This window comes from Streptomyces sp. CB02414, from assembly GCF_001905385.1.
GTDB lineage: Bacteria > Actinomycetota > Actinomycetes > Streptomycetales > Streptomycetaceae > Streptomyces.
This window is the reverse complement of sequence record NZ_LIPF01000005.1, coordinates 515,670-538,795: the sequence shown is the minus strand read 5'-3', so window position 1 is coordinate 538,795 and position 23,126 is coordinate 515,670. Positions and strand designations below refer to the sequence as shown.

20 protein-coding genes are annotated in these 23,126 nt (G+C 74.4%); 15 read left to right on the top strand and 5 right to left on the bottom strand.

Going from position 1 to position 23,126, the window contains the following annotated elements; all coding sequences use genetic code 11:
• Window positions 1–29 precede the first annotated feature (29 nt).
• The 10 genes from AMK11_RS19550 to AMK11_RS19505 all read left to right on the top strand — a co-directional run bounded on the left by AMK11_RS19550 (window position 30) and on the right by AMK11_RS19505 (window position 10,752).
• Entirely contained in the window at window positions 30–239 is a 210-nt protein-coding gene (locus AMK11_RS19550; protein WP_073729089.1) for a gas vesicle protein, read from the top strand.
• The gene (locus AMK11_RS19545) at window positions 236–529 is read left to right on the top strand and encodes a gas vesicle protein K (protein ID WP_073728832.1); all 294 of its coding nucleotides are present in this window, start codon (window positions 236–238) and stop codon (window positions 527–529) included. Before AMK11_RS19550 ends, AMK11_RS19545 begins: the two co-directional genes overlap by 4 nt.
• 101 nt (window positions 530–630) lie before the next feature.
• On the top strand, window positions 631–1,713 hold the full coding sequence (locus AMK11_RS19540; protein ID WP_073729087.1) for a substrate-binding domain-containing protein: 1,083 nt from the start codon (window positions 631–633) through the stop codon (window positions 1,711–1,713).
• A 126-nt stretch (window positions 1,714–1,839) separates the two neighbouring features.
• Window positions 1,840–3,171 carry an ABC transporter substrate-binding protein gene (locus tag AMK11_RS19535; RefSeq protein ID WP_073728830.1) on the top strand — a complete coding sequence of 444 codons (1,332 nt, stop codon included), beginning with the start codon at window positions 1,840–1,842 and terminating at the stop codon, window positions 3,169–3,171.
• Window positions 3,172–3,196: 25 nt separating this feature from the next.
• On the top strand, window positions 3,197–4,186 hold the full coding sequence (locus AMK11_RS19530; RefSeq protein WP_073728828.1) for a carbohydrate ABC transporter permease: 990 nt from the start codon (window positions 3,197–3,199) through the stop codon (window positions 4,184–4,186).
• Entirely contained in the window at window positions 4,183–5,046 is an 864-nt protein-coding gene (locus tag AMK11_RS19525; RefSeq protein WP_073728826.1) for a carbohydrate ABC transporter permease, read from the top strand. The genes AMK11_RS19530 and AMK11_RS19525 overlap by 4 nt, the downstream gene beginning before the upstream one ends.
• Window positions 5,043–6,074 (top strand): hydroxyacid dehydrogenase, encoded by a 1,032-nt coding sequence (locus AMK11_RS19520; RefSeq protein WP_073728824.1) that lies wholly within the window; start codon window positions 5,043–5,045, stop codon window positions 6,072–6,074. The genes AMK11_RS19525 and AMK11_RS19520 overlap by 4 nt, the downstream gene beginning before the upstream one ends.
• Entirely contained in the window at window positions 6,071–7,969 is a 1,899-nt protein-coding gene (locus AMK11_RS19515; RefSeq protein WP_073728822.1) for a DUF2264 domain-containing protein, read from the top strand. Before AMK11_RS19520 ends, AMK11_RS19515 begins: the two co-directional genes overlap by 4 nt.
• Before the next feature lie 139 nt (window positions 7,970–8,108).
• Window positions 8,109–8,336 carry a hypothetical protein gene (locus tag AMK11_RS19510; RefSeq protein ID WP_073728820.1) on the top strand — a complete coding sequence of 76 codons (228 nt, stop codon included), beginning with the start codon at window positions 8,109–8,111 and terminating at the stop codon, window positions 8,334–8,336.
• 136 nt (window positions 8,337–8,472) lie between these two features.
• Entirely contained in the window at window positions 8,473–10,752 is a 2,280-nt protein-coding gene (locus AMK11_RS19505; RefSeq protein ID WP_073728818.1) for a catalase, read from the top strand.
• Between the two features lie 54 nt (window positions 10,753–10,806).
• On the opposite strand, the gene AMK11_RS19500 is transcribed toward AMK11_RS19505, so the two are convergent.
• Together AMK11_RS19500 and AMK11_RS19495 are read right to left on the bottom strand one after the other, a co-directional pair.
• Window positions 10,807–11,688, bottom strand: a complete 882-nt coding sequence (locus AMK11_RS19500; RefSeq protein ID WP_073728816.1) for a YegS/Rv2252/BmrU family lipid kinase — start codon at window positions 11,686–11,688, stop codon at window positions 10,807–10,809.
• A 41-nt stretch (window positions 11,689–11,729) separates the two neighbouring features.
• Window positions 11,730–13,367, bottom strand: coding sequence for an FAD-binding oxidoreductase (locus AMK11_RS19495; RefSeq protein ID WP_073728814.1), 1,638 nt, complete (start codon window positions 13,365–13,367; stop codon window positions 11,730–11,732).
• Window positions 13,368–13,436: 69 nt separating this feature from the next.
• Between AMK11_RS19495 and AMK11_RS19490 the strand changes: the two genes are divergently transcribed.
• Together AMK11_RS19490 and AMK11_RS19485 are read left to right on the top strand one after the other, a co-directional pair.
• Window positions 13,437–14,078: a TetR/AcrR family transcriptional regulator gene (locus AMK11_RS19490; protein ID WP_073728812.1), complete on the top strand. Its 642-nt coding sequence runs from the start codon at window positions 13,437–13,439 to the stop codon at window positions 14,076–14,078.
• Window positions 14,075–15,670, top strand: a complete 1,596-nt coding sequence (locus tag AMK11_RS19485) for a glycerol-3-phosphate dehydrogenase/oxidase (RefSeq protein ID WP_073728810.1) — start codon at window positions 14,075–14,077, stop codon at window positions 15,668–15,670. The genes AMK11_RS19490 and AMK11_RS19485 overlap by 4 nt, the downstream gene beginning before the upstream one ends.
• Window positions 15,671–15,828: 158 nt before the next feature.
• Here the strand turns inward: AMK11_RS19485 and AMK11_RS19480 are convergent, their stop codons facing one another.
• On the bottom strand, window positions 15,829–16,086 hold the full coding sequence (locus AMK11_RS19480; protein WP_073728808.1) for a hypothetical protein: 258 nt from the start codon (window positions 16,084–16,086) through the stop codon (window positions 15,829–15,831).
• A gap of 186 nt (window positions 16,087–16,272) precedes the next feature.
• Between AMK11_RS19480 and AMK11_RS19475 the strand changes: the two genes are divergently transcribed.
• On the top strand, window positions 16,273–16,638 hold the full coding sequence (locus AMK11_RS19475) for an STAS domain-containing protein (protein WP_073728806.1): 366 nt from the start codon (window positions 16,273–16,275) through the stop codon (window positions 16,636–16,638).
• 18 nt (window positions 16,639–16,656) lie between these two features.
• Here the strand turns inward: AMK11_RS19475 and AMK11_RS19470 are convergent, their stop codons facing one another.
• Both AMK11_RS19470 and AMK11_RS19465 read right to left on the bottom strand, forming a co-directional pair.
• Window positions 16,657–17,085: an ATP-binding protein gene (locus tag AMK11_RS19470; protein WP_073728804.1), complete on the bottom strand. Its 429-nt coding sequence runs from the start codon at window positions 17,083–17,085 to the stop codon at window positions 16,657–16,659.
• Window positions 17,086–17,313: 228 nt separating this feature from the next.
• Window positions 17,314–17,502 carry a cellulose binding domain-containing protein gene (locus AMK11_RS19465; protein WP_383584937.1) on the bottom strand — a complete coding sequence of 63 codons (189 nt, stop codon included), beginning with the start codon at window positions 17,500–17,502 and terminating at the stop codon, window positions 17,314–17,316.
• Between the two features lie 194 nt (window positions 17,503–17,696).
• Between AMK11_RS19465 and AMK11_RS19460 the strand changes: the two genes are divergently transcribed.
• A complete protein-coding gene (locus tag AMK11_RS19460; protein ID WP_073728802.1) occupies window positions 17,697–20,252 on the top strand; it encodes a SpoIIE family protein phosphatase in 2,556 nt (851 codons plus the stop codon).
• Between the two features lie 100 nt (window positions 20,253–20,352).
• Entirely contained in the window at window positions 20,353–23,085 is a 2,733-nt protein-coding gene (locus AMK11_RS19455) for a SpoIIE family protein phosphatase/ATP-binding protein (RefSeq protein ID WP_073728800.1), read from the top strand.
• Window positions 23,086–23,126 lie beyond the last annotated feature (41 nt).

Here is a 23,126-nt window from a genome sequence, read left to right as displayed (position 1 = left end):
CGGACACCCGTACGCCCGGCCCCGGACCCGTGCCGTGGGACGGACCGGAGCCGTACGCGCCGGTGGGCGTGCCGCTGGTCGACCTCCTGGACCGGGTGCTGGCCACCGGCGTCGTCGTCAGCGGGGACCTGGTGCTGGCCGTCGCGGACGTGCCGCTGGTGCGGATCTCGCTGCACGCGCTGCTGTCGTCGGTGAACGAACGGGTGCCCGCCCCCTGGCCGGACAGCGGGCCGCTGTGAGCGCGCCCCGGGCCCACTCCCTCGACCTGGACCCGGAGCGGGTCAGCAACGACCTGGCCGCTCTGGTCCTCACCGTCGTGGAGCTGTTGCGCCAGCTGATGGAGCGCCAGGCCGTGCGCCGCTTCGACGAGGGGACGCTGAGCGGGGAGCAGGAGGAGCGGCTCGGTACGGCGCTGATGCTGCTCGACGAGCGGATGGACGACCTGTGCGCACAGCACGGCCTCAGCCGTGGCGACCTGAACCTGGATCTCGGCCCGCTGGGGCCGCTCCTCGCGGACCCGGAGCCGTAGCCCTGCCCCGCCCCGCCCCGCTGAGCCCAGGCACCCACTTTGAGCGATCGCTATGATGGCCCGGAATCGCTCAAACGAACATCACGGGGGTGGGAGGCCTGATGCGGGAGCCGGTCGATCTCAGGCGCCAGCGGATTCTGGCGGCGGTCCAGGCGCGGGGTACCGCGCGGGTGCGCGATCTCGCCGACGAGTTGCAGGTCTCCGTGGTGACGGTGCGCCGTGACGTGGAGGAGCTGACGCGCGAGGGCAGGCTGCGCCGGGGGCACGGCGTCGTCCGGTCGACGCTGCCCGCGCAGGAGGCGCCGGCCAGGGAGGCCGCCGGCGGGGACCGGGTGGCCGTGGTGGTGCCGGAGCGGCACTCGTACCTGACCGAGACGCTGCACGGGGCGCGCACGGTGCTGGAGGAGGCCGGGGTGCGCCTGGCGCTGCACATCGCGCCGCAGGCGGCGGGCGCGGAGCACCCGCTGGTCGAGCGCGCCCTCGCGGACGGCGCCCGGGGCCTGCTGCTCGCACCCCGGTGGAACAGCCTGGCCGTCGAGGAGGCGGACCACGCCTGGCTGTCCGGGCTTCAGGTGCCGACGGTCCTCATGGAGCGCCGGCCACGGCGCGGCAGCGCGCCGCACGTGCTGGACTCGGTGTGCTCGGACCACTGGTACGGCGCGCACCTCGCGGTGGAGCACCTGGTGGGGCTCGGGCATCGGCGCATCGTGTTCGCGACCCGGGACGACAGCCCGACCGCCCGCACGCTGCGGTCCGCGCTGGCCGAGATCGCCGCCGCGCACCCGCTGGTGGAGGAGTGGGCGTGGGCGCTGAGCACCCCGGAGTCGGGGCCGGAGGGACCGTACTCGGCGGACGAGACGGCCGAACTCCCGGTGCTGCTGCGCAAGACGGGGGCGAGTGCGGTCGTGCTGCACGGTGACGTGGACGCGTTGATGATCGTGCAGCGGCTGGCGGCCGAGGGCGTGCGGGTGCCGCGGGACTGCTCGGTCGTGGCGTACGACGACGTGGTGGCGGGGCTGGCCACTCCTCCGCTGACCGCCGTGTCCCCGCCCCGGGCCGAGGTCGGCCGGGTCGCCGCCGAGTTGCTGCTCCGGCGTCTGCGGGAGAGCGCGCCCGGGCCCACGAGCCGGGTCGAGCTGCTGCCCCGGCTGATGGTGCGCGGCTCGACCGCCGCGAAAGAATGAGCGTTTGAACGCTTTATTTTCTTCTGATCGATCTATTGACCGTTTGTGCTGGAGGCTTCAGGATTCCCGTGTCCCGAACAGTCGGGTCCGCAGCCACGCGGGCCCGCAGGAGCCGCGGGAGGCGCCATGCCCGGACGACCCAGCCGTCGCTCCGTGCTCGCCGCGATGGCCGCCGTACCCCTGACAGGAGCCGTGAGCGCCTGCAGCGGGGGGAACGGCGCATCGTCGGCCCGCACGGGCGGTGCCACGCGCATCACCTTCTGGTCCGCCCTGCGCGGCAGTCAGGAGGTGGTCGACGAGTTCAACCGCACCCACCGCAGCATCCAGGTGGAGTTCAACCAGATCCCGTCCGGCGGGCAGGGCGGTTACGCCAAGCTCAGCAACGCCGCCCGGGCGGGCAACGCACCCGACGTCGCCACCATCGAGTATCCGCAGGTGCCCGGGTACGCCATCGACGGCGTCGCCCGTGACATCACCGACCTCGTCAGCGACGGCCTGCGCCGCAAGCTGCTGCCGCAGTCGCTCGGGCTGACCACCTTCGAGGGCCGGGTGTTCAGCGTGCCGCTGGACGTCGAGCCCATGGTCATGCACTACCGCGCCGACCTCTTCGACCGCTACGGGCTCCGGCCCGCCCGAACCTGGGACGAGTTCGCCGAGCAGGCCGCGACCGTGCGCCGCGAGGCACCCGACCGCAGGCTGGTGCTGTTCCCCACCGACGGGATGACGCAGTTCGCCTGCTACGCCTGGCAGGCGGGCGCCCAGTGGTTCGACACCTCCAAGGGCGCCTGGAACGTCTCCCTCGCCGACGCGCCCTCCCGGCGGGTCGCCGAGTACTGGCAGGGGCTGATCGACCGGGACGACGTCTTCATGAACGCCGTCGAGAGCCGCCAGTCCGACGCGCAGATCGCGAACGGCCTGGTCCTGACCCGGCTCAGCGGCGCCTGGGACGCGGGCGCGCAGATGAACGCGCGGCCGGGGCAGAAGGGCCAGTGGCGGATCGCCCCGATGCCGCAGTGGGACACCGGCAGCCCCTCCGCCGGCACGCACGGCGGCTCCACCTTCGCCGTCACCGAGGACAGCGAACATCCCGAGGCCGCCATGGAGTTCATCGAGTGGCAGGTCTCCCACCCCGACGCCCTGCGGGCCCGGCTGTCCAGCGGCACCAGCAGCCAGTACCCGGCCGCCCCCGGCCTGGTCTCCGTGGGCCGCGACGCCTTCGACCGGTCGTACTACGGCGGTCAGGACATCTACACCCTGTTCGAGCGGGAGGCCGAGAAGATCGGCGAGCAGTGGCTGTGGGGGCCGCGGATGAGCGCCACGCAGAAGGTCATGCAGGACTCCTTCGCCCGCGTCAGCGGCGGCCAGGGCTCCCTCGCCGAGTCGTTGCGCACCGCGCAGGAGGGCACCATGCCCGACCTCAAGGCCCTCGGCCTGTCCACCACCCAGCACAGCACCTGAGCCGACGAAAGGCAGGTGACACCCCATGACCACGACCACCCACACCCGGGTGCCGGCCGGCGCCTCCCCCGCCGGGGCCCCGGCGCCCTCCGCGTCCGGACTGCGCGCCCGCAGAGCGGCCAAGCGCAGACAACTGACCGCCGCCGGCGTCCTGATGACGCCGTTCTTCGCCCTGCTGGTCACCGTCTTCCTGATCCCGGTCGGCACGGCCGTCTACCTGAGCTTCTTCAGCGACGACCAGCCCGGCCTGGGCTTCGGACCCGAACGCCGGATCTTCGTGGGGCTGCGCTCCTACGCGGCCGTGCTCACCGACCCGACCTTCCTCGGCGGGCTCGGCACGGTCGCCCTGTACTGCCTGATCTACATCCCGCTCATGGTCGTCGGCGCGCTCGCCCTCGCCCTGCTGCTGGACTCCGGCGTGGTCCGGCTGCGCGCCTTCGCCCAGCTCGGCCTGTTCCTGCCGCACGCCGTGCCCGGCATCATCGCGGCGCTGATCTGGCTGTACCTGTACACGCCCGGCATCAGCCCGGTGATCGAGCTGTTCGCCCAGGGCGACATCACCATCGACTTCCTCGGCGTCCACACGGTGATCCCGTCCATCGTGAACATCGCGCTGTGGAGCAACCTCGGCTACAACATGGTGGTCTTCTACGCCGCGTTGCAGGCCGTGCCGCGCGAGGTGATCGAGGCGTCCGTGGTGGACGGCGCGGGGCCGGTGCGCACCGCGCTCCAGGTGAAGACGCCCCTGGTGCGCGCCTCGATCGTGATGGTCTCCATCTTCACGCTGATCTGGGCGCTCCAGCTCTTCACCGAGCCGATGCTGCTCAGCCAGTCCTCACCGATGATCAGCTCCCGGTTCTCCCCCAGCATGTACATCTACGACGCTGCCTTCACCCGCAACAACTACAGCCTCGCGGCGGCCGCCTCGGTGGTCCTGCTCGTCTGCACCATCGCCCTGTCCTACGGCGTCACCCGCTTCACCAGCCGCGCCGACGTCACGGAGGAGGCCCGATGAGCGCCACCGACAGCTCCCTGCTCCGCCCGGGACTGCTGGGGCGCGCGACGGTCAACGCCGTCGTGGCGATCTCCGTCCTCTACACCCTGCTGCCGGTGCTGTGGCTGGTGCTCGCCGCCACCAAGACCCGGGACGCGCTCTTCAGCAGCGACCTGCTCTCCCTGAGCGACTTCTCCTTCCTCCAGAACATGGGGGACCTGTTCGCCATGGACGGCGGGCTGTACGGCCGCTGGTACGTCAACAGCCTGCTGTACGCGGTGGTGGGCGCGGCCGTCGGCGCGCTGGTGAGCGTGGCCTGCGGCTACGCCTTCGACAAGTACAGCTTCCGGCACAAGGAGAAGCTGTTCGGTCTGGTGCTGGCGGCGGTCATGGTGCCGCAGACGGTGCTCGCGCTGCCGCTGTACCTGATGGCGTCCGAGGCCGGCCTGGTCAACACCTTCTGGGCGGTCTTCATCCCGGTGCTGTTCAACCCGTTCGGCGTCTACCTCGGCCGCATCTTCGCGCGGGGCTATGTGCCCGACGAGGTGCTGGAGGCGGCGCGGGTGGACGGGGCGGGCGAGCTGACCACGTACGCCCGGGTGGCGCTCAGGATGCTCGGGCCCGGTCTGATCACCGTCTTCCTCTTCCAGCTGACCGCGATCTGGAACAACTTCTTCCTGCCCATGGTGATGCTGTCCGACCAGGACCTGTATCCCGTCAGTCTCGGCCTGTACCAGTGGAACAGCGCGGCGTCCGTGTCGCCGGAGTACTACCCCGTGGTGATCATGGGCTCACTGCTCGCCGTACTGCCGCTCATCCTCGCCTTCGTCCTGCTCCAGCGCTTCTGGCGGAGCGGGCTGACCGCCGGAGCCGTCAAGTGACCTCGCACTCCCCCGGTCCCGGATTCCGGCCCCGTGCCGCCGTGGCCATGTCCCGGGACGCCGCCTCGGCCGTCCTCGATCCGCAGTCCCTCGCCGCCTTCCGCCGGGTCTGCGACCTCGCGCCGTTCCCGGTCCTGGACGACCTGTCCACGCCGCGGGCCGCGTCCGTGCTGGCCGACGTGGATCTGCTGGTCACCGGCTGGGGCTGTCCGCGGCTGGACGAGGCCGTGCTGCGGGCCGCGCCCCGGCTGCGGGCCGTGGTGCACACGGCGGGCAGCGTCCGCGGGCACGTCACCGAGGCCTGCTGGGAGCGGGGGATCGAGGTGTCCTCGGCCGCAGCCGCCAACGCGCTGCCGGTGGCCGAGTACACACTCTCCATGATCCTGCTCACCGGCAAGCGGGTGCTGGAGCGGGCCCGCGACTACCGGGTGTCCCGGGAGCGCGGCAACTGGCTGCGCACCCCGCGCGGCGTCGGCAACTACCGCCGCACGGTCGGCATCCTGTCGGCCTCGCTGATCGGCCGCCGGGTCGTCGAGCTGCTGCGCCCGTACGACGTGGACGTCCTCCTGCACGACCCGTACGTGAGCGACGCGGACGCCGCCGGACTCGGCGTCGAACTCGTGTCGCTGCCCGAGCTGTTCGCGCGCTGCGACACCGTCAGCGTGCACACGCCGCTGCTGCCGACCACCCGGGGACTGGTCGGCCGGTCCCTGATCGACGCGATGCGGCCCGACGCGGTGCTCATCAACACCTCCCGGGGCGCGGTCGTCGACCAGGACGCGCTCACCGACGCCGTCCTGGCGGGCCGTGTCCGGGCGGTGCTGGACGTCACCGACCCCGAGGTCCTGCCGCCGGACCATCCGCTGTGGGAGTGCGACAACGCGCTGATCACCCCGCACCTCGCCGGTTCCGAGGGCAACGAGTGGCGCCGCCTGGCCGACCTCGCCCTCGCCGAGACGACCCGCTGGGCGTCGGGTTCCGGCTTCCTCCATCCCGTACGACGCGAAAGGCTGGCGTTCCTGGCATGAGCATCCCGTTCGAACTGCCCACCGAGGACCGTGCGCCGAGCCCGTACACCGGGTACACCCGGGCCCACTGGGAGGCCGTCGCGGACGGGCTGCTGTGGGCGGCGTGGCGCTGGAGCACCCCCGGCCGCGCCCTGCTGGACCTGCCGGGGCGCCCCTCCCGCTCGGGCGTGCGCTCCGACGGGCTGGAGGGCTTCGCCCGGACCTTCCTCGCGGCGGCCTTCCGGGTCGCCGGCGCCGACGGCGACGACCCGCACGGCTGGCTGGACCGCTATGCGCGCGGCCTCGACTCGGGCACCCGCACGCCCGGCCGCGAGGACGCCGAGTCCTGGCCGCTGATCCTCGGCCACGACGTGCAGGGTCAGCCGATGGTCGAGTCCGCGTCGGTCGCGCTCGGGCTGCGGCTGACCACGCCCTGGCTGTGGAAGAACCTCGACGCCGGGGTGCAGGACCGGGTGGAGGAGTGGCTGCGCGGGGCGCTCAGGCACGTGCCGGCGCCCAACAACTGGTACCTGTTCCCGTACACGGTGGCCGGGTTCCTGGAGTCGGTCGGCCGCGGGGACCCGGAGACGGCGGCGGCCCGGCAGCGGGCGCTGGAGCTGATGGAGGGCTGGTACCGGGGCGACGGCTGGTACGCCGACGGCGACGGACGCGCCTTCGACCACTACAACGGCTGGGCGCTGCACCTGTACCCGGTGCTCGACGCCCACCTGGCCGGCGACACCGGGCCGGTCGCCGCCCGCTACGGGGAACGGCTGCGCACGCACCTCGACGGCTACGCGCGGATGTTCGGCGGGGACGGGGCGCCGCTGCACTACGGCCGTTCGCTCGCCTACCGCTTCGCGGCCTCCGCGGCCGTGGGGCTGGGCGCGGTCACCGGGCACACGCCGCTGGCACCGGGCGCCTCGCGGCGGCTGGTGAGCGGCAACCTGCGGTACTTCCTGGAGCGGGGCGCGCTGACCGACGACGGGCTGCTGAGCCTCGGCTGGCACGGCCCCCACGAGGCCACCCTCCAGCCGTACTCGGGCCCGGCCTCCCCGTACTGGGCGTCGAAGGCGTTCGTGTCGCTCCTCGCCCCCGCCGGCCACCCGCTGTGGACGGCGACCGAGGAGCCGGCCCCGGTGGAGGAGGCGGACCGCGTGCTCGCCCTGCCGGCACCCGGACTGCTGCTCCAGGCGACGCGCGCCGACGGGATCGTACGGCTGCACAACCACGGCAGCGACCACGTCCGGCCGCACGAGGGAGAGGTGGCCGCCGAGGACGACCCGCACTACGGCCGGCAGGCCTACTCGACCCGGACCGGCCCGACCGCCGTCACGAACGTCGCGGACAACCACCTCTCGGTCCAGGTGAACGGACGCGGCAGTGTGCGGCGCCGCGTCCACCCGCTCGGCGCGGGGCAGGGCGAGGGCTGGGGCTGGGCGGCGTCCTGGCACCGGCCGGTGTTCGCCGGCGGTCCCCCGATGGTGCCGGGGCTGCGGGTGGAGAGCGTGACCGTGGCCAAGGGGCCGTACGAGCTGCGGGTGCACCGGGTGACCGGGGCGCCGCCCGGCACGCGCCTCACGCACACCGGATGGGCCACCGGCCCCGAGGAGCCCCTGGTCTCGGCGCTGCACGGACTGCACGGCTGGAGCCCCGAGCCCGAGACCGTCCGCGCCCCGCAGGGCACCGCGTACACGCAGTGGGCCGAGCTGCCCCGGCTGTCCGGCGAAGCGGGCGGCACCTCGCTGCACCTCTGCCTGGCCGCGCTCACCGGCGAACCGGGGCCCGGCCCGCTGGCGGACGCCGTCACGGAGGTCGTGTCCGGCGAGCGGGAGGCCGAGGTGGTCTGGGCGGACGGCGGCGGGCGCACCCGCGTCTCGTTCGAGCCGGTGCGGGTGACACACACGCCCGCCTGACAACGACTCCGGACCCAGGAGCACACGGGGCCCCGGCCGGCACGACCGGTCGGGGCCTCCCTCGTGCGCGCGTCTGAAGTGGCGGACCGCGGCGCGCCCGGTGACGCTGGTACGGCACCGGCGAGAAGGAGCCCCACTGATGCGCAAGTCCCTGTGGGCCGTGGTCACGGCCCTGACCGTGCCGGTACTCTGCGCGGCTCCCGCCGAGGCCTCCGTGTCCCCCGCCGCGCACCTCCCGGCCGACGTGACGGCGACCGAGTGCATCCAGGGCGGCGGACTCATCGTCGTCTCGGTCGACCAGTCGGGGACGGGATCCTTCACGAAACGCTGTCAGGGCGGCGTGCACGACGGGGAGTCCGTCACCTGAGACGTCCGCGTCCGTTCCCTCGCGCCCATGCCTTGAGTCCCGCTCGCTGGGTACGCGGTCACGGCCCACCACGGCAGTCGGTACCCGAACACGACCGGCCGCGTGCAGCGGCCCGCCCAGAACGGAGAAGAGGCTGATGAGCGAGGCCAACCCCCTCAAGCGGGTAGCCCACAAGGTCACCGAGAGCCTGCAGGGCGACGGTGGCGGACCGGCGGACGGCGTCCCCGGCAAGCCCGGGCCCGAGTCGCCGCCCGTCGCCGAACCCACCGAGCCCCGGGAGCCGCTGCCCCCGAAGCCGGACCAGAGCGGACCGGACACCGTCTCGCCGACCGGCCAGCCCACGGGCGCCGACCAGGCCCGCGTCGCGCAGTCCGGCGCCTACCTGACCAACGCTCAGGGCACGCGGCTGTACGACACCGACCACTCGCTGAAGGCGGGTCCGCGCGGCCCCGTGCTGCTGCAGGACCACCACCTGCGCGAGAAGGTCATGCACTTCGACCACGAGCGCATCCCGGAGCGCGTGGTGCACGCGCGCGGCGCCGGCGCGCACGGCGTCTTCCAGAGCTACGGCACGGCGGCCTCCGTGACCAAGGCGGCGTTCCTCGCCGAGGACGTGGAGACGCCGGTGTTCACGCGGTTCTCCACGGTGGTCGGCTCCCGGGGGTCGTCGGACACCGTGCGGGACACCCGCGGCTTCGCGACGAAGTTCTACACCAGTGAGGGCGTCTTCGATCTGGTCGGGAACAACATCCCGGTCTTCTTCATCCAGGACGCGATCAAGTTCCCGGACGTGGTGCACGCCGCGAAGCCGCACCCGGACCGGGAGATCCCGCAGGCGCAGAGCGCGCACGACACCTTCTGGGACTTCGTCTCGCTGCACACCGAGGCGACCCACCACACCATCTTCTTCATGGGCGACCGCGGCATCCCGCGCTCCTTCCGGATGATGGAGGGCTTCGGCGTCCACACCTTCCGGCTGGTCAACGCCGCGGGCGAGACGACGCTGGTGAAGTTCCACTGGAAGCCGAAACTGGGCGTGCACTCCCTGGTGTGGGACGAGGCGCAGCTCATCAACGGCGTCGACCCGGACTTCCACCGCCGGGACCTGGCGGACGCGATCGAGGCGGGCGCGTACCCGCAGTGGGAGCTGGGCATCCAGACCTTCCCCGACAACCCGGAGCAGACCTTCGAGGGCATCGACCTGCTGGACCCGACCAACATCGTGCCCGAGGAGCTGGCGCCGGTGCAGCCGGTCGGGCTGCTGACGCTGAACCGCAACCCGTCCAACTTCTTCGCGGAGACGGAGCAGATCGCCTTCCACGTGGGCCACCTGGTGCCGGGCATCGACGTCACCGACGACCCGCTGCTCGCGGGGCGGCTGTTCTCGTACCTGGACACGCAGATCACCCGGCTCGGCGGCCCCAACTTCCCACAGCTGCCGATCAACCGGCCGCAGGCGCCGGTCAACGACATGCTGCGCGACGGCATGCACCAGACGGCGGTGCACCGGGGGGTGGCGCCCTACCGGCCCAACTCCCTGGACGGCGGCTGCCCGTTCACGGCCGGCGCGGCCGAGGGCGCGTACATCGAGGCGCCGGTACGGGTTCCCGAGGCGACCAAGGTGCGCGAGGCGCCGGAGTCGTTCGCGGACCACTTCAGCCAGCCGCGGCGCTTCTGGCTGAGCATGAGCCCGGTGGAGCGCGAGCACATCATCGGCGCCTACACCTTCGAGCTGGGCAAGTGCTACGAGCAGGCGATCCGGGAGCGGACCCTCCAGGTGCTGGCCAACATCGACCCGGAGCTGTGCGCGGGCGTCGCCGAGGGTCTGGGCCTGCCCGCGCCGCAACCGACCGTGCCGCTGGCCGACATCGAGCCGAGCCCGGCGCTGTCGCAGGTCGGCCGGACCTGGCCCACCGACGGCCGGGTCGTCGGCATCGTCACGGGCGGGGGTGACCTGGAGGGCGTGAACGCGGTGCGGCAGGCGGTGCTGAACGCGGGAATGGTGCCGCTGGTGGTGGCGCCGACCGGCGGCACGCTGGGCTCGGGCGACGCCGCGCTGACCGTCCAGCGCAGCTACGTCACCGCGCGCTCCGTGGAGTTCGACGCCGTGCTGCTGGCGGGGGCGCCGGACATGGGCAGCGACGCGTACACCCCGCGCGACTACAAGTCCGGGCCGGCGCCCGCGCGGCCGGCGACGACCGACCCGCGGGTGAGCCTGCTGGTGTCGGAGGCGTTCCGGCACGGCAAGGCGATCGGCGTCTGGGCGGGCGGCGAGGTCGCGCTGGAGGCGTCGGGGGTTCCCGCCGACGCTCCCGGTGTGGTCGTCGCCGACTCCGGCACGGCGGCGCTGGAGCAGGTCACCGAACTGCTGGGCTCGCACCGGGTCTGGGAACGGTTCACCACTCCCCGGGGCTGAGGGCCGCACCCGCCGGGCCGGTCACCGTCTGCGGTGGCCGGCCCGGCGGCGTGTTCAGCACAGGACGCGCAGCGCCCCGGGCAGCACCTTGGCCGTGACCGGGACGAGCGCCTCGACCTCGCCGTCGGCGCCGTACGGTATGGCCCGGTCGGCCTCGATGCGTACCTCCTTCCCGCGCAGGACGCGGACCTGGGGGCGGCGGACGTGGGCGCCCGATTCGAGCTCGTTCATGAGGGCGAAGAACAGCAGCCGGGGCGCATGGTGGATCATCACGACGTCGAGCAGGCCGTCGTCGACCCGGGCGGCGGGGGCGATGCGGCGGTTGAAGCCGTAGTAGCCGGAGTTGGCGGCCACCGTGGTGTAGCCGGTGAAGGCGTGTTCCTCGCCGTCGACGGTGACGCGGTAGCGGGTGGCGCGCCAGCCCGTGACGGCGCGCAGGGCGCCCGCGTAGTAGGAGGCGGCACCGCGCAGCAGGCGCGTCTCGTTGGCGTGGCGGTTGGCGAGCGCGTCGACACCGGCGTAGACGCTGCCGAGCACGACGGTGCGGTCGTGGGCGGCGGAGGTGACCTCGATGGTGTCGACGGGGCGCGGCTCGCCCCGCAGCAGTACCTCGGCGAGGGCGGCGGACTCGGTGGGCAGACCCAGGGCGCGCGCGAAGTCGTTGCCGCGGCCGGCCGGGACGAGCCCGAGCGTCGCCCCGGAGCCGCTGAGGGCGCCGCCTATCCCGCCGGCCATGCCGTCGCCTCCGACGGCGAGCACCACCCGGCCGCGCTCCCCGGCCCGCCGGGCGATCTCCCGGGCGTGGCCCAGGCTGCGGCTGTACTCCGTCTCCAGCCCGGCGCCCGCCTCCCGCAGCAGCCGGGCGACCCCGAGCAGCGCGGCGGCCGAGGTGGCGCCGCCCGCGGTCGGGTTGACGACGGCGGTGAACTGTCGCATCGATGTGCCTCCGGGCTGAGGGGTGGTGCCGGACAGTTGTCTCACGGGTGGGGGTGTGCCGGGCGGCCGGGACCGTCCCCGGGCAGCAGGACGCCGGGGCTGAGCACTCCCGCCGGGTCCAGGCTCCGCTTGACGGCGCCCAGTGCGGCCACGCCGAGGGGCCCCGCCTCCCGGACGTACCAGTCGCGGTGGTCGGTGCCGACGCCGTGGTGGTGGGTGATGGTGCCGCCCGCGGCGCCGATCGCCTCGTTGGCGGCGTGCTTGGCCCGCGTCCAGTGCGCCACGGCGTCCTCGCCCTGGGCGGAGACGACGGTGAAGTACAGGGAGGCGCCGTTCTCGTAGACGTGCGAGATGTGGCACATGACCAGCGGCGGGGTGCCGGCCCCGGTGAGGGTGCCGGTGAGCGCGTCGCGCACGGCGGTGTACAGGGCGGGGATCCGGGACCAGTACGTCGCGGTCTCCAGGGTCTCGGCGAGCGCCCCGGCGTCGAGCAGCGAGTCGCGCAGGTACGGCGCCGAGTAGCGGCCGTGGGCCCAGCGCTCCCCCGGCTCCTCCCCGGCGAAGGTGCCGCCGCACTCGCGCAGGACGGCGGCGGCGCCCTCGCGGCGGTGCGCGGTGTCCTCCTCGGTGCCCTCGAAGCCGACGACGGCCAGGCAGCCGGCGTCCTGCCGGTCGAGGGAGGCGCCGATGGCGTCGGGCTGGGCGAGGCCGATCAGGGTCTCGGTCTCGTCCGACAGCCGCAGCACCGTGGGGCGCGGACCGTCCTGGGCGAGGCGGCGCAGGGCGGCGGCGCCCGCGTCGAAGGAGGCGAACCGCCAGCCCTCGTAGCGGCGGACCTCGGGCAGGGGACGTATGCGGACGGTGACCGAGGTGATGACGCCGAAGGCGCCCTCGGAGCCCAGGATCAGCTGGCGCAGGTCGGGCCCGGCGGCCGAGCGGGGGGCGCGGCCGGTGTCGAGGGTGCCCTCGGGGGTGGCGAGGGTGAGGCCGAGGACCATCTCGTCGAAGCGTCCGTAGCCGGCGGAGGCCTGTCCGCTGGAGCGGGTCGCGGCGAAGCCGCCGATGGTGGCCCACTCGTAGGACTGGGGGAAGTGGCCGAGGGTGTAGCCCCGTTCGGCGAGCAGTGCTTCGGCCTCGGGGGCGCGCAGGCCGGGTTGCAGGGTGGCGGTGCGGGAGACCTCGTCGAGGTCGAGCAGGCGGTCCATGTGCCGCAGGTCGAGGGCGACGAAGCCGTCGCGCCCGGACCGGCCTTCGGGTGCGAGGCCGCCGACGACGGAGGTGCCGCCGCCGAAGGGGACGAGGGCCAGGCCGTGCCGGGCGCAGGCGTCGAGTACGGCGAGCACCTCGTCGTGGCTGTCCGGGAGGACGACGGCGGCCGGGGCGTCGGTGGTGTCGCCGGTCCGTATCCGCAGCAGGTCGGGGGTGGACTTGCCGCGGGTGTGGCGGACCCGGGACTCGGCGTCGGTGCGCACCCGGTCCGGGCGGTCGCCGACGGCGGTCTCCAGGGCGCGGCGGGCGGCTTCGTCCAGCGACGACGCCGGTACGCCGATCGCTGCCCGCGGGACGGGGGCGGTGTCGCGGGGCCTCACGCCGAGCAGTTCGCGCAGCATCCCGGTCACCGTGTCGGGCAGCGGCGTCGCCCTGGCCGGGTCGCCCCAGCCGTTCCACAGCATGTCCATGGCCTGTCGTCCTCACGGTCGGTTCGGGGATGCCGGCTGCGCGGCCCCTGGGGCGTTACACTGTTACACATGACGCCCAACCGTCACAACAACTCGGACCGCAACCCGGACCGCAACCCGGACCGGCCGAACGCCGCGGACAACGACACCGTGCTGGACGCCGTGCGCGACTGCGTACTGGCCGTCGGGGTCCGCCGCACGACGATGACCGACGTGGCCCGCCGCGCCGGCGTCTCCCGGATGACGCTGTACCGGCGCTGGCCGGACGTGCGGACCCTGGTCGGCGATCTGATGACCCGCGAGTGGATCGCGGTGGCCACCGGCGCCATTCCCGAACCGCGGCCGGGCCTGGACACCCGCCCGCGCATCGTCGAGGGGCTGGTCACCGGGGTGACGGCGTTCCGCGCGCATCCGCTGTTCCGCAAGATCGTCGACGTCGATCCCGAGCTGCTGCTCCCCTACGTCCTCGACCGGCGCGGGGCGAGCCAGGAGGCGCTGCTGGAACTGCTGGCCGGCGGGCTGGCCGAGGGCCACGCCGACGGGTCGGTGCGCCCGGCCCACACCGGACGGCAGGCGCGGTCCGTCCTGCTGGTCGTCCAGTCCTTCGCCCTGTCGCTGCGCACCATGACCGACGAGGACGACGCCGAGCTGACCTCCGAGGCCTTCCTCGGGGAACTGCGCACCATCCTGGAGAGGACCCTCGCCCCATGAGCCCGACCAGCAGCAGCCCCGCCGCCGGGGCCTCCCTGTCCGCCGCGCGGCGCTCGCGCGAGCTCACCGAGGCGGTGGGCGGTCCCGTCGTGGACGTCCTGGTCGTCGGGCTCGGCGCGACGGGCGCCGGTGTCGCCCTGGACGCCGCGGCCCGGGGCCTGAGCGTGGTCGCGGTGGACGCCCACGACCTGGCCTTCGGCACCTCCCGCTGGAGCTCCAAGCTGATCCACGGCGGTCTGCGCTACCTCGCCTCCGCGCAGCTGGACGTGGCGCACGAGAGCGCGGTCGAGCGCGGGGTGCTGATGGAGCGTACGGCTCCGCACCTGGTGCACGCCCAGCCGTTCGTGCTGCCCCTGACGCCGCTGGTCTCGCGGGGGCAGGCCGCGCTGGCCTGGGCCGGGTTCCGGGCCGGTGACACGCTGCGGCTGGCGGCGCGCACCGCGCGGGCCACGCTGCCCGCGCCGCGCCGGCTGTCCGCCGTGGAGACCCGCCACCTGGCCCCCGCCCTGCGCTCCGACCGGCTGCGCGGCGGGCTGCTGTCCTGGGACGGCCGGCTCACGGACGACGCCCGCCTGGTGACCGCGCTCGCCCGGACCGCCGCCGCGCGCGGCGCCCGGGTGCTGACCCGGGTGCGGGCGCTGGAGCTGAGCGCGTCCGGCGCCCGGATACGCGACGAGATCACCGGTGAGGAGGGCGAGATCCGCGCCCGCGCGGTGATCAACGCCTCCGGGGTGTGGGCCGGTGACCTCACCGACGGCATCCGCGTCCGCCCCTCCCGCGGCACCCACCTGGTCCTGCGCTCCGACCGGCTCGGCCCGCTGCCCGCCGGCCTGCACGTGCCGATTCCCGGGGAGACCAACCGCTTCGTCCTGGTGCTGCCGCAGGGCGACGGGCGGGTCTACGTCGGTCTGACCGACGAGCCCGTGGAGGGCGAGGTGCCGGACGTTCCCGAGGTGCCCGAGACCGACGTGGGTTTCCTGCTGGACGTGCTCGGTTCCGTGCTGGACGTGCCGGTGCACCGCGAGGACGTGGTGGGCGCCTTCGCGGGCCTGCGCCCCCTGCTGGACACGGGGCCCGCCGACCGGTCCGGCGGCGGTCCCCGCACGGCGGACGTCTCCCGCCGGCACGCGGTGCTCACCTCGCCGGAGGGCGTGGTCACCGTGGTGGGCGGCAAGCTCACCACGTACCGGCGCATGGCCGAGGACGCCGTGGACGCCGCCGTCGCCGCCCGCCGCCTGGGCGCCGGCCCGTCCCCCACCGCCGCGCTGCCGCTGGTCGGCGCCGCCGCACCGCACGCCCTGGCCGCGCTGCGGGCACCGCGCCGCCTGGTCCGCCGCTACGGCACCGAGGCGCCGGCCGTCCACGCCCTCGCCGCCCGCGACCCCCGGCTCGGCGAGCGGGTCCTGCCGGACCACCCCGTCACGGGCGCCGAACTCCTGTGGGCCCTGCGTCACGAGGGCGCCCTCGACGAGTCCGACCTCCTCGACCGCCGCACCCGCATCGGCCTGGTCCCCGAGGACCGGGCGGCGGCGCTGGACGCCGTACGCGGACTGCTGGACGAGGCCCTGGCCGGGCGGCTCGCAGCCCCGTGAACCAAGGGCCGGGCGACCCCGGAGCGGGAGTCCCGCGCCCCGGGACGGGAGGAAGCCCCCGCTCCCGGTCGGGTGCGGGGGCTTCCCGGTGTTCGGATGTGCCGGATCGGTCGGGCGGGCCCGAAGAGGCATTCGCGGGCCGGACCGCCCCCGTCGGGTCAGGAGCCCTGGCCCCCGTCCTGGACGGCCTTGCGGACCTTCGCCTCGATCTTGTGCCGGGACTGACCACCACCCTCCTTCACGTACTCCGTCATCGCGGTCTGCGCGTCCCGGTCGAGGTCGCGCCAGGCCCGTACGGCGGTCTCGTAGGTGTTCGACTGCCGCGGGGTCCACTGATGCTGTGTGGGAGGCCCGTACGAGTCGCGCAGCGTCTCGACCCGGTGGCGGGCCTGGTCCGCCGCACGACGCTTGTGCACGAGCTCCTCGAATGTATGAGCCACCACACCTCGACCGTAGTCAGAGGAACCCCTTCGCGCGCGCCGAGCCAGTGCCGCCCGGCCCCCGGCGGCCCGCGCTGTGCACAACTGGCCCCAGCCGGCCCCGAAGGGCCTTAACATCAAGCCACCGACGACGGGCCGGGCATATGCGGGAGATGAGGGAACGTGGCGGACATCGAGGGTGCGGCGGTACCCGAGCGGCTGCTGATCACCCGTACCACCACGGGCGACGGCGTCAGCGTCGTCACCCTCGCCGGGGAGGTCGACCTGGACGGCAGCAGTCACCTCCGCGACGTGCTGCTGTCCTGCGTGCAGACGGCGCCGGGCACGGTCGTCGACTTCGCGGAGGTGGCCTTCCTCGACTCCAGCGGCATCAACGTGCTCATCGCCGCCCACCAGGCCGCCGAGACCCGCGGCGTCTGGTTCCGGCTCGCCGCACCCCGGCACGCCGTCGAGCGCGTACTGCGGCTCGTGGGCGTCGACGGCCTCATCGCCTGCTTCCCGACGGTCGAACGGGCCCTGGCCGCCTGAGTCGCCGGCCGGGCGGCGTCAGCGCAGCGGCAGGCGGGCGTAGACCGTCTTGCCCGTCGCGTGCGGCTTGGTGATGACCTCGTCGCACAGGCGGGTCACGATCTCCAGCCCGTGCCGGCCGACCCGCAGGGGGTCGCGGGGCAGGAAGGTGGGAAAACCCTCCCCCGTGTCCGACACGGCGATCTCCACGCCGTCGTCCACCAGGGTCAGCTCCAGCCGGCAGGGACCGGGCGCGTGCCGGAGCGCGTTCGTCACCAGTTCACTGGCGACCAGGCGGGCGGCGTCCAGGAAGCTGTCGGCCAGGTCCACGCCCCGCTCCCCGAGCCGGTCGACGAAGCCGTGCACGACGTCCCGGGACGCCGGGATCATCGCCGAGCCGCCCCTGAACTCCACCGCCGAGGACACGACCGAGGCGTCCGCGGCATCGGGTCTGCGCGCCGGAGTCATACAGAGCCTCACCGTCCGGTCCGGGGCCGGGTAGGGAGAGCGCGGGCCCCGGCTCCTCACGATACGCACCAGGACCGTCACCACGGTCTCTTTGCCCCAACTTCCGCCGGACGCGCCGTTTTTCGGACAGTCCTGAGCCGAGTGCGCCGGAAAGGACGCCGTCCCGGTCGGTCCCGGGCACCGGGCGGCGGTCGCGGCGAGGCGCACCGGACCGCCGCCCGGGACGGGTCAGGAGGCGGTGCAGCCGCCGACCACGGGTGCGGCGTCGCCGCCGTTCTTCGTCACCGTGAAGCCGAAGCTGCCGAAGCTGGTCGACGCGCCGGGTGCCAGGGTGCCGTTCCAGCTCGGCCGCGCCGTCATGACGTTGCCGTTCCAGACCGGCGTGGCGTTCCAGGTGGCCTCGACCCGCTGCGACATGAAGGTGGTCTTGCACGGCCTCGGCAGGCCTGGCTTCCCGCCCGTCCGGCGGTAGGCCGGCCTCGCGGTCAGCGCCCCGTCGCGGTCACCCGTGCGGCCCCACCGCGTGCGCGATGCCGGTGGGGTGGCGCATTCTTGCTGTGTCGCCCGCGTGACGGCGCACGGTGTGACGGCGCACGGACGAGGTGGGGCCGATGAGTGCAGGCGCCGAGGACGCAGGCCGGATGCCGGGAGGGCCGACGGCACTGCTCGTCGACGCCTGTGGGCAGGCGATCAGCGCGGCCGGCGGCTACGCGGGCGGGATCTACCTGCCCTCCCGCACACCCGGGCTGCTGCGGCTCGCCGTCCTCGCCGGACTGCCCGGACCGCTGTTCCGTCCCTGGTGGCGGCTGCACGCCGACAGTCCGTTCCCGGTGGCCGACGCCTACCGGCTCGGCACCCGCGTGGTGCTGCCCAACGCGACCGAGACGATGCGCCGTTACCCGCAGTTCGCGGCCGGCCTGCCGTTCCCCTTCGGGTCCCTGTACGTGCCCGTCGCCGGCGCCGCGCGGACGTACGGCGTCCTGACCGTCCTGCGCCCCTCGGCCTCCGACACCGCCGAGGTGCTGGAGGGCCTGAACCGGATGGAAGAGGCGGCGCGGGAACTCGGCGCGCTGCTGGACCGCTCGGCCGTGGACCGGGACGCGCCGCCCGTGCTCTGGGACGGTGAACCGCTGTGTCTGCGGCCGCCGCCGTCCGCACGGCACCCGCAGCACGCCGGAAGTTTCGCCTGGGACCCCGGCTCCGGCGCCGTCACCGTCGACGAGCCGCTGTGCGCCCTGCTCGGGCTGGCCGAAGACGGCCGGAACCCGGTCGTCACACTCGACGCGCTCACCGGCGCGCTGACGCCCGACGACGGGCACCGGATCGCCGCGGCGCTACGGCAGACGGCCGCCGGCCTGCCGCCCCCGCTGCCCCTGTACGCGCGGGCCGCGGACGGCGCGCTGCGCCTGGTGGAACTGTGGCGCCCGCAGGCGGCTGGGCACGCCGGCGGCCCGGTGCGGGGCGTCGTGCGCGAGCCGTCCGGCGGCACCGTCGCGGACGCCGCGGCCGACCTGCTGCCGGACGGCGTGTTCTGCGTGGACCGGCTCGGCACCGTCGTCTACGCCAATCCCCGCGCCGCCCGGCTGCTCGGCCTGCCCCGGGCCCGGCTGCTCGGCCACTCCCTGTGGGAGGCCGTGCCCTGGCTGGACCAGGCCGCCTACGAGGACCACCTGCGCGGCGCACTGCTCTCCCCGGACCCGGTCCACTTCCACGTCCGGCGCCCGCCCGACGACAGCCGCCGGGCCGCCCCGCAGCCCTACGAGGGAGACTGGCTCGCGGTCTCCGTGCATCCCGGGCGGGACCTGCTGACCGGAACGCTCCGCCCGGCCAACCGGGTGGCCGACGCGTCCGCGGGTCTCACCCCCGAGCACGGTCCGGCGCGGGCCGCGCCCGGCGCCGAGGACCCCGGGCCCACCGCCGTCGCCACCACGCCGCCCGTGTACCGGCCCATCGTCCTGGCCGTGGCCCTGACCGAGGCGGTCACCGCCCGCCAGGTGGCCGCCGTGGTCGTACGGGAACTGCTGCCCGCGTTCGGCGGCCGCCGGCTCGCCATCTACCTGCTCCAGGAACGGCACCTGTACCTGGCGTGGGAGACGGGCTTCCCGCCCGGCTTCCTCGCCCCCTTCGAGGGGGTGGCGCTGGACGCCCGGCTGCCCGGGGTCGAGACGCTGACCAGCGGCCGCCCGCTCTTCTTCGACTCCATGCAGGCCCTGGCCGCCGCCTACCCGGGCATCCCGCTGGACGCCACCGAAGGCGCCCGCGCCTTCCTGCCGCTGATCGCCTCCGGCCGCCCGGTCGGCTCCTGCATCCTGGGCTTCGACCGCGCCCGGAGCTTCGGCACCGAGGAGCGCTCCGTGCTCACCGCCCTCGCCGGGGTGATCGCCCAGGCGATGGAGAAGGCCAGGCGCTACGAGTCCGAGACCGCGCTCGCCCGCGGTCTGCAGCGGGCGCTGCTGCCCCGCCGGCTCCCGGCGCATCCGCTGCTGGAGACCGCCGGGCGCTATCTGCCCGGTACCCAGGGCATGGAGGTGGGCGGGGACTGGTACGACGTGGTCGCCTCGGGCGACGGCATGGCGCTGGTCATCGGCGACGTGCAGGGGCACGGCGTGCAGGCGGCGGCCACCATGGGGCAACTGCGCAGCGCCGTGCGCGCCTTCGCCCTCGGGGACCGTCCGCCCGACGAGGTGCTCGGCGGCGTCAACCACCTGCTGACCGATCTGGACCCGGGCCTGTTCGCGAGCTGCTGCTACATCCGGCTGGACCCGGCCACCGGACGGGCCTGCGCGGCCCGCGCGGGCCACCCGCCGCCGCTGCTGCGCCACCCGGACGGACGCACCGAGCCCCTGGACCTGCCCGGCGGGATGGTGCTCGGGGTGGACCCCCGCGCGCCGTACCCGCTGACCGAGTTCCGGGTGGATCCCGGCGCCGTCCTCGCCCTGTACACCGACGGCCTGGTGGAGCTGCCCGGCGCCGACATCGACGACGGCATCACCGCCCTCGGGCTCGCGCTGGCCAGGGAGGGCGCGCCGGCGACGGGGGCGGACGGCCGTTCGCTCGCGGGCGTCGCCGACCGGCTCACCGGCACCGCGCGCCGCACCGAGGACCGCCCCGACGACATCGCCCTGCTGCTCGCCACGCGCCGCTCGCGGCACCGGAGTCCCGGGTGAGCGCGGGCCCGGACCTGCCCGTGCCGGCCGGCTTCGTCACCGGGGGCGCCCCTCGCCTCCTCGGGCCCGGCAGTGTAGACATGGGCACATGGTCCGACTGATGGGTCGATCGGGAGAGCGGTCACCCCGTCGTCCCAGCGGTTCGCTCGCCCGGGTCCGGCGGGACGCGGACCGGTCACGGCGAGGGGCGGGACGGCGAGGACGCGCGGCGGCGCTGCGCTCCGCGCTGTCCGGGCGCAGCGTCGCCGGCCAGGTCTTCGCCATGAACGTGTTCATCGTGCTGCTGCTCGTGGTGGCGGCCGCGGTGGCGCTGGTGCTCCAGGTGCGGCACGACAGCGAGGTGGAGGCCCGCAACCGGTCCGTCGCCGTGGCCTCGACGTTCGCCAACTCCCCCGGCATCCGTGAGGCCCTGCGCAGCCCCGACCCCACGGCCGTGCTCCAGCCCCGGGCCGAGGCCGTGCGCCGGGCGACGGGCGTGGACTTCGTCGTCGTCATGAACACCGACGGCATCCGCTACACCCATCCCAAGCCCGACCGCATCGGCAAGGAATTCGTGGGCACCATCGCCCCCGCGCTGAACGGGGAGACGGTGACCGAGCAGGTCGACGGGACCATCGGCCCGCTGGTGCAGGCCGTCGTGCCCGTCGAGGCGCCGGACGGCGAGGTGGTGGGCCTGGTGTCGGCCGGCATCACGACGGAGAACGTGGGCGGCGCCGCCGAGCGGCAGCTGCCGCTGGTGCTGATCGTGGCGGGCGTCGGCCTGGCCCTGGCGACGGCGGGCACCGCGCTGGTCAGTCGGCGGCTGCTGCGCCAGACGCACGGCCTGGGGCCGCACGAGATGACCCGGATGTACGAACACCACGACGCCGTCCTCCACAGCGTCCGGGAGGGCGTGCTCATCGTCGGCCCCGACGGCCGGCTGCTGCTCGCCAACGACGAGGCGCAGCGCCTGCTCGACCTGCCCGCCGACGCCGAGGGACGGCAGGTCGGCGAACTCGGCCTCCCGGACGACACCGCGGAGCTGCTGGCCTCCGGCCGGGTCGCCACCGACGAGGTGCACCTGGTCGGGGACCGGCTGCTGGCGGTCAACCAGCGCCCCACGGACATCCGCGGCGGCCCCGCCGGAAGCGTCACCACGCTCCGGGACTCGACGGAGCTGCGGGCGCTGTCCGGACGGGCCGAGACCGCCCGCGAACGCCTGGAGATCCTGTACGCCGCCGGTGTGGGCATCGGCACCAGCCTGGACGTCACCCGCACCGCCGAGGAGCTGGCGGAGCTGGCCGTGCCCCGGTTCGCGGACTACGTCAGCGTCGACCTGTACGACGCCGTGCTGGCCGGCGGTCAGCCGGGGAGCGCGACCCCGCTGAGCCGCGCCGCGCTCAGCGGCATCCGCGAGGAGGTCCCGCTCTACCCGGTGGGCCGGCAACTCCGCTTCGTGGCCTCCTCCCCGCAGGGCCGTTCCCTGGAGACGGGCCGCCCCGTGCTCGAACCCCGGCTGGACGAGGCGCCGGGCTGGCAGGCACAGGACCTGGAACGCTCCGCGCAGGTGGTGGAGTACGGCGTCCACTCGCTGATCACCGTGCCGCTGCGGGCGGGCACCCTGGTGCTCGGGGTGGTCAGCTTCTGGCGTGCGGAGAAACCCGGGCCGTTCGACGAGGACGAGCTGACGCTCGCCGAGGAACTGGTCGCGCGGGCCGCGGTCTCGATCGACAACGCGCGCCGCTACACCCGCGAGCACAGCATGGCGGTCACCCTCCAGCGCAGTCTGCTGCCGCGCCGCATGCCCGAGCAGAACGCCCTGGACGTCGCCTACCGGTACCTGCCGGCGCAGGCCGGGGTCGGCGGCGACTGGTTCGACGTACTGCCGCTGTCGGGGGCGCGGGTGGCGCTCGTGGTGGGCGACGTCGTCGGGCACGGGCTGCACGCGGCGGCCACCATGGGGCGGCTGCGGACGGCGGTGCACAACTTCACGTCGCTCGACCTGCCGCCCGACGAACTGCTCGGCCTGCTCGACGAACTGGTCGGCCGCATCGACCAGGACGAGGCGGCCGACGACAGTGCCCCGGTCACCGGCGCGACCTGCCTCTACGCCGTCTACGACCCCGTCTCCCGGGTCTGTGTGCTGGCCCGCGCGGGTCATCCGCCGCCGGCGCTGATCCGGCCCGACGGCACCGTGGAGTTCCCTGAGGTGCCCGCCGGGCCGCCGCTGGGCCTGGGCGGCCTGCCGTTCGAGACGACCGAGCTGCGCCTGGCGGAGGGGAGCCGGCTGGTGCTGTACACCGACGGGCTGGTCGAGACGCGGGAACACGACATCGACGTCGGCCTGGAGCATCTGCGCCGGGCGCTGGAGACGGCCGGTCCGTCGCCGGAGGAGACCTGCCGGACCGTCCTCGACGCCCGGCTCCCGGACCGGCCGGGCGACGACATCGCCCTGCTCGTCGCCCGCACCCACGCGCTCGGCCCCGACCGGGTCGCCGAATGGCAGGTCCCGAACGACCCGGCGGCGGTCGGCGAGATCCGCTCCCAGGTCACCCGGCGGCTGGCCGAGTGGGGGCTGGACGAGCTGGCGTTCACGACCGAGCTGATCCTCAGCGAGCTGGTCACCAACGCGATCCGGTACGGCGGGGAGACCGTCCAGGTCCGGATGGTGCAGGACCGGAGCCTGATCTGCGAGGTGTTCGACAGCAGCAGCACCTCGCCGCACCTGCGCTACGCCGCCATGACGGACGAGGGCGGGCGCGGTCTCTTCCTCGTCGCACAGCTCGCCGAACGCTGGGGTACGCGGTACACGCCGGCCGGCAAGGTCATCTGGGCGGAACAGCCGGTGCCCTGACGGGGCGCGCACGAGGGTCTCGACCCGGGGTGCCCCGGGTC

Coding starts and splice junctions, on each gene's coding strand:
- AMK11_RS19540 (WP_073729087.1), top strand. CDS start 631: ATGCGGGAGCCGGTCGATCTCAGGCGCCAGCGGATTCTGGCGGCGGTC.
- AMK11_RS19535 (WP_073728830.1), top strand. CDS start 1,840: ATGCCCGGACGACCCAGCCGTCGCTCCGTGCTCGCCGCGATGGCCGCC.
- AMK11_RS19530 (WP_073728828.1), top strand. CDS start 3,197: ATGACCACGACCACCCACACCCGGGTGCCGGCCGGCGCCTCCCCCGCC.
- AMK11_RS19525 (WP_073728826.1), top strand. CDS start 4,183: ATGAGCGCCACCGACAGCTCCCTGCTCCGCCCGGGACTGCTGGGGCGC.
- AMK11_RS19515 (WP_073728822.1), top strand. CDS start 6,071: ATGAGCATCCCGTTCGAACTGCCCACCGAGGACCGTGCGCCGAGCCCG.
- AMK11_RS19510 (WP_073728820.1), top strand. CDS start 8,109: ATGCGCAAGTCCCTGTGGGCCGTGGTCACGGCCCTGACCGTGCCGGTA.
- AMK11_RS19505 (WP_073728818.1), top strand. CDS start 8,473: ATGAGCGAGGCCAACCCCCTCAAGCGGGTAGCCCACAAGGTCACCGAG.
- AMK11_RS19500 (WP_073728816.1), bottom strand. CDS start 11,688: ATGCGACAGTTCACCGCCGTCGTCAACCCGACCGCGGGCGGCGCCACC.
- AMK11_RS19495 (WP_073728814.1), bottom strand. CDS start 13,367: ATGGACATGCTGTGGAACGGCTGGGGCGACCCGGCCAGGGCGACGCCG.
- AMK11_RS19490 (WP_073728812.1), top strand. CDS start 13,437: ATGACGCCCAACCGTCACAACAACTCGGACCGCAACCCGGACCGCAAC.
- AMK11_RS19485 (WP_073728810.1), top strand. CDS start 14,075: ATGAGCCCGACCAGCAGCAGCCCCGCCGCCGGGGCCTCCCTGTCCGCC.
- AMK11_RS19470 (WP_073728804.1), bottom strand. CDS start 17,085: ATGACTCCGGCGCGCAGACCCGATGCCGCGGACGCCTCGGTCGTGTCC.
- AMK11_RS19465 (WP_383584937.1), bottom strand. CDS start 17,502: ATGTCGCAGCGGGTCGAGGCCACCTGGAACGCCACGCCGGTCTGGAAC.
- AMK11_RS19460 (WP_073728802.1), top strand. CDS start 17,697: ATGAGTGCAGGCGCCGAGGACGCAGGCCGGATGCCGGGAGGGCCGACG.
- AMK11_RS19455 (WP_073728800.1), top strand. CDS start 20,353: ATGGGTCGATCGGGAGAGCGGTCACCCCGTCGTCCCAGCGGTTCGCTC.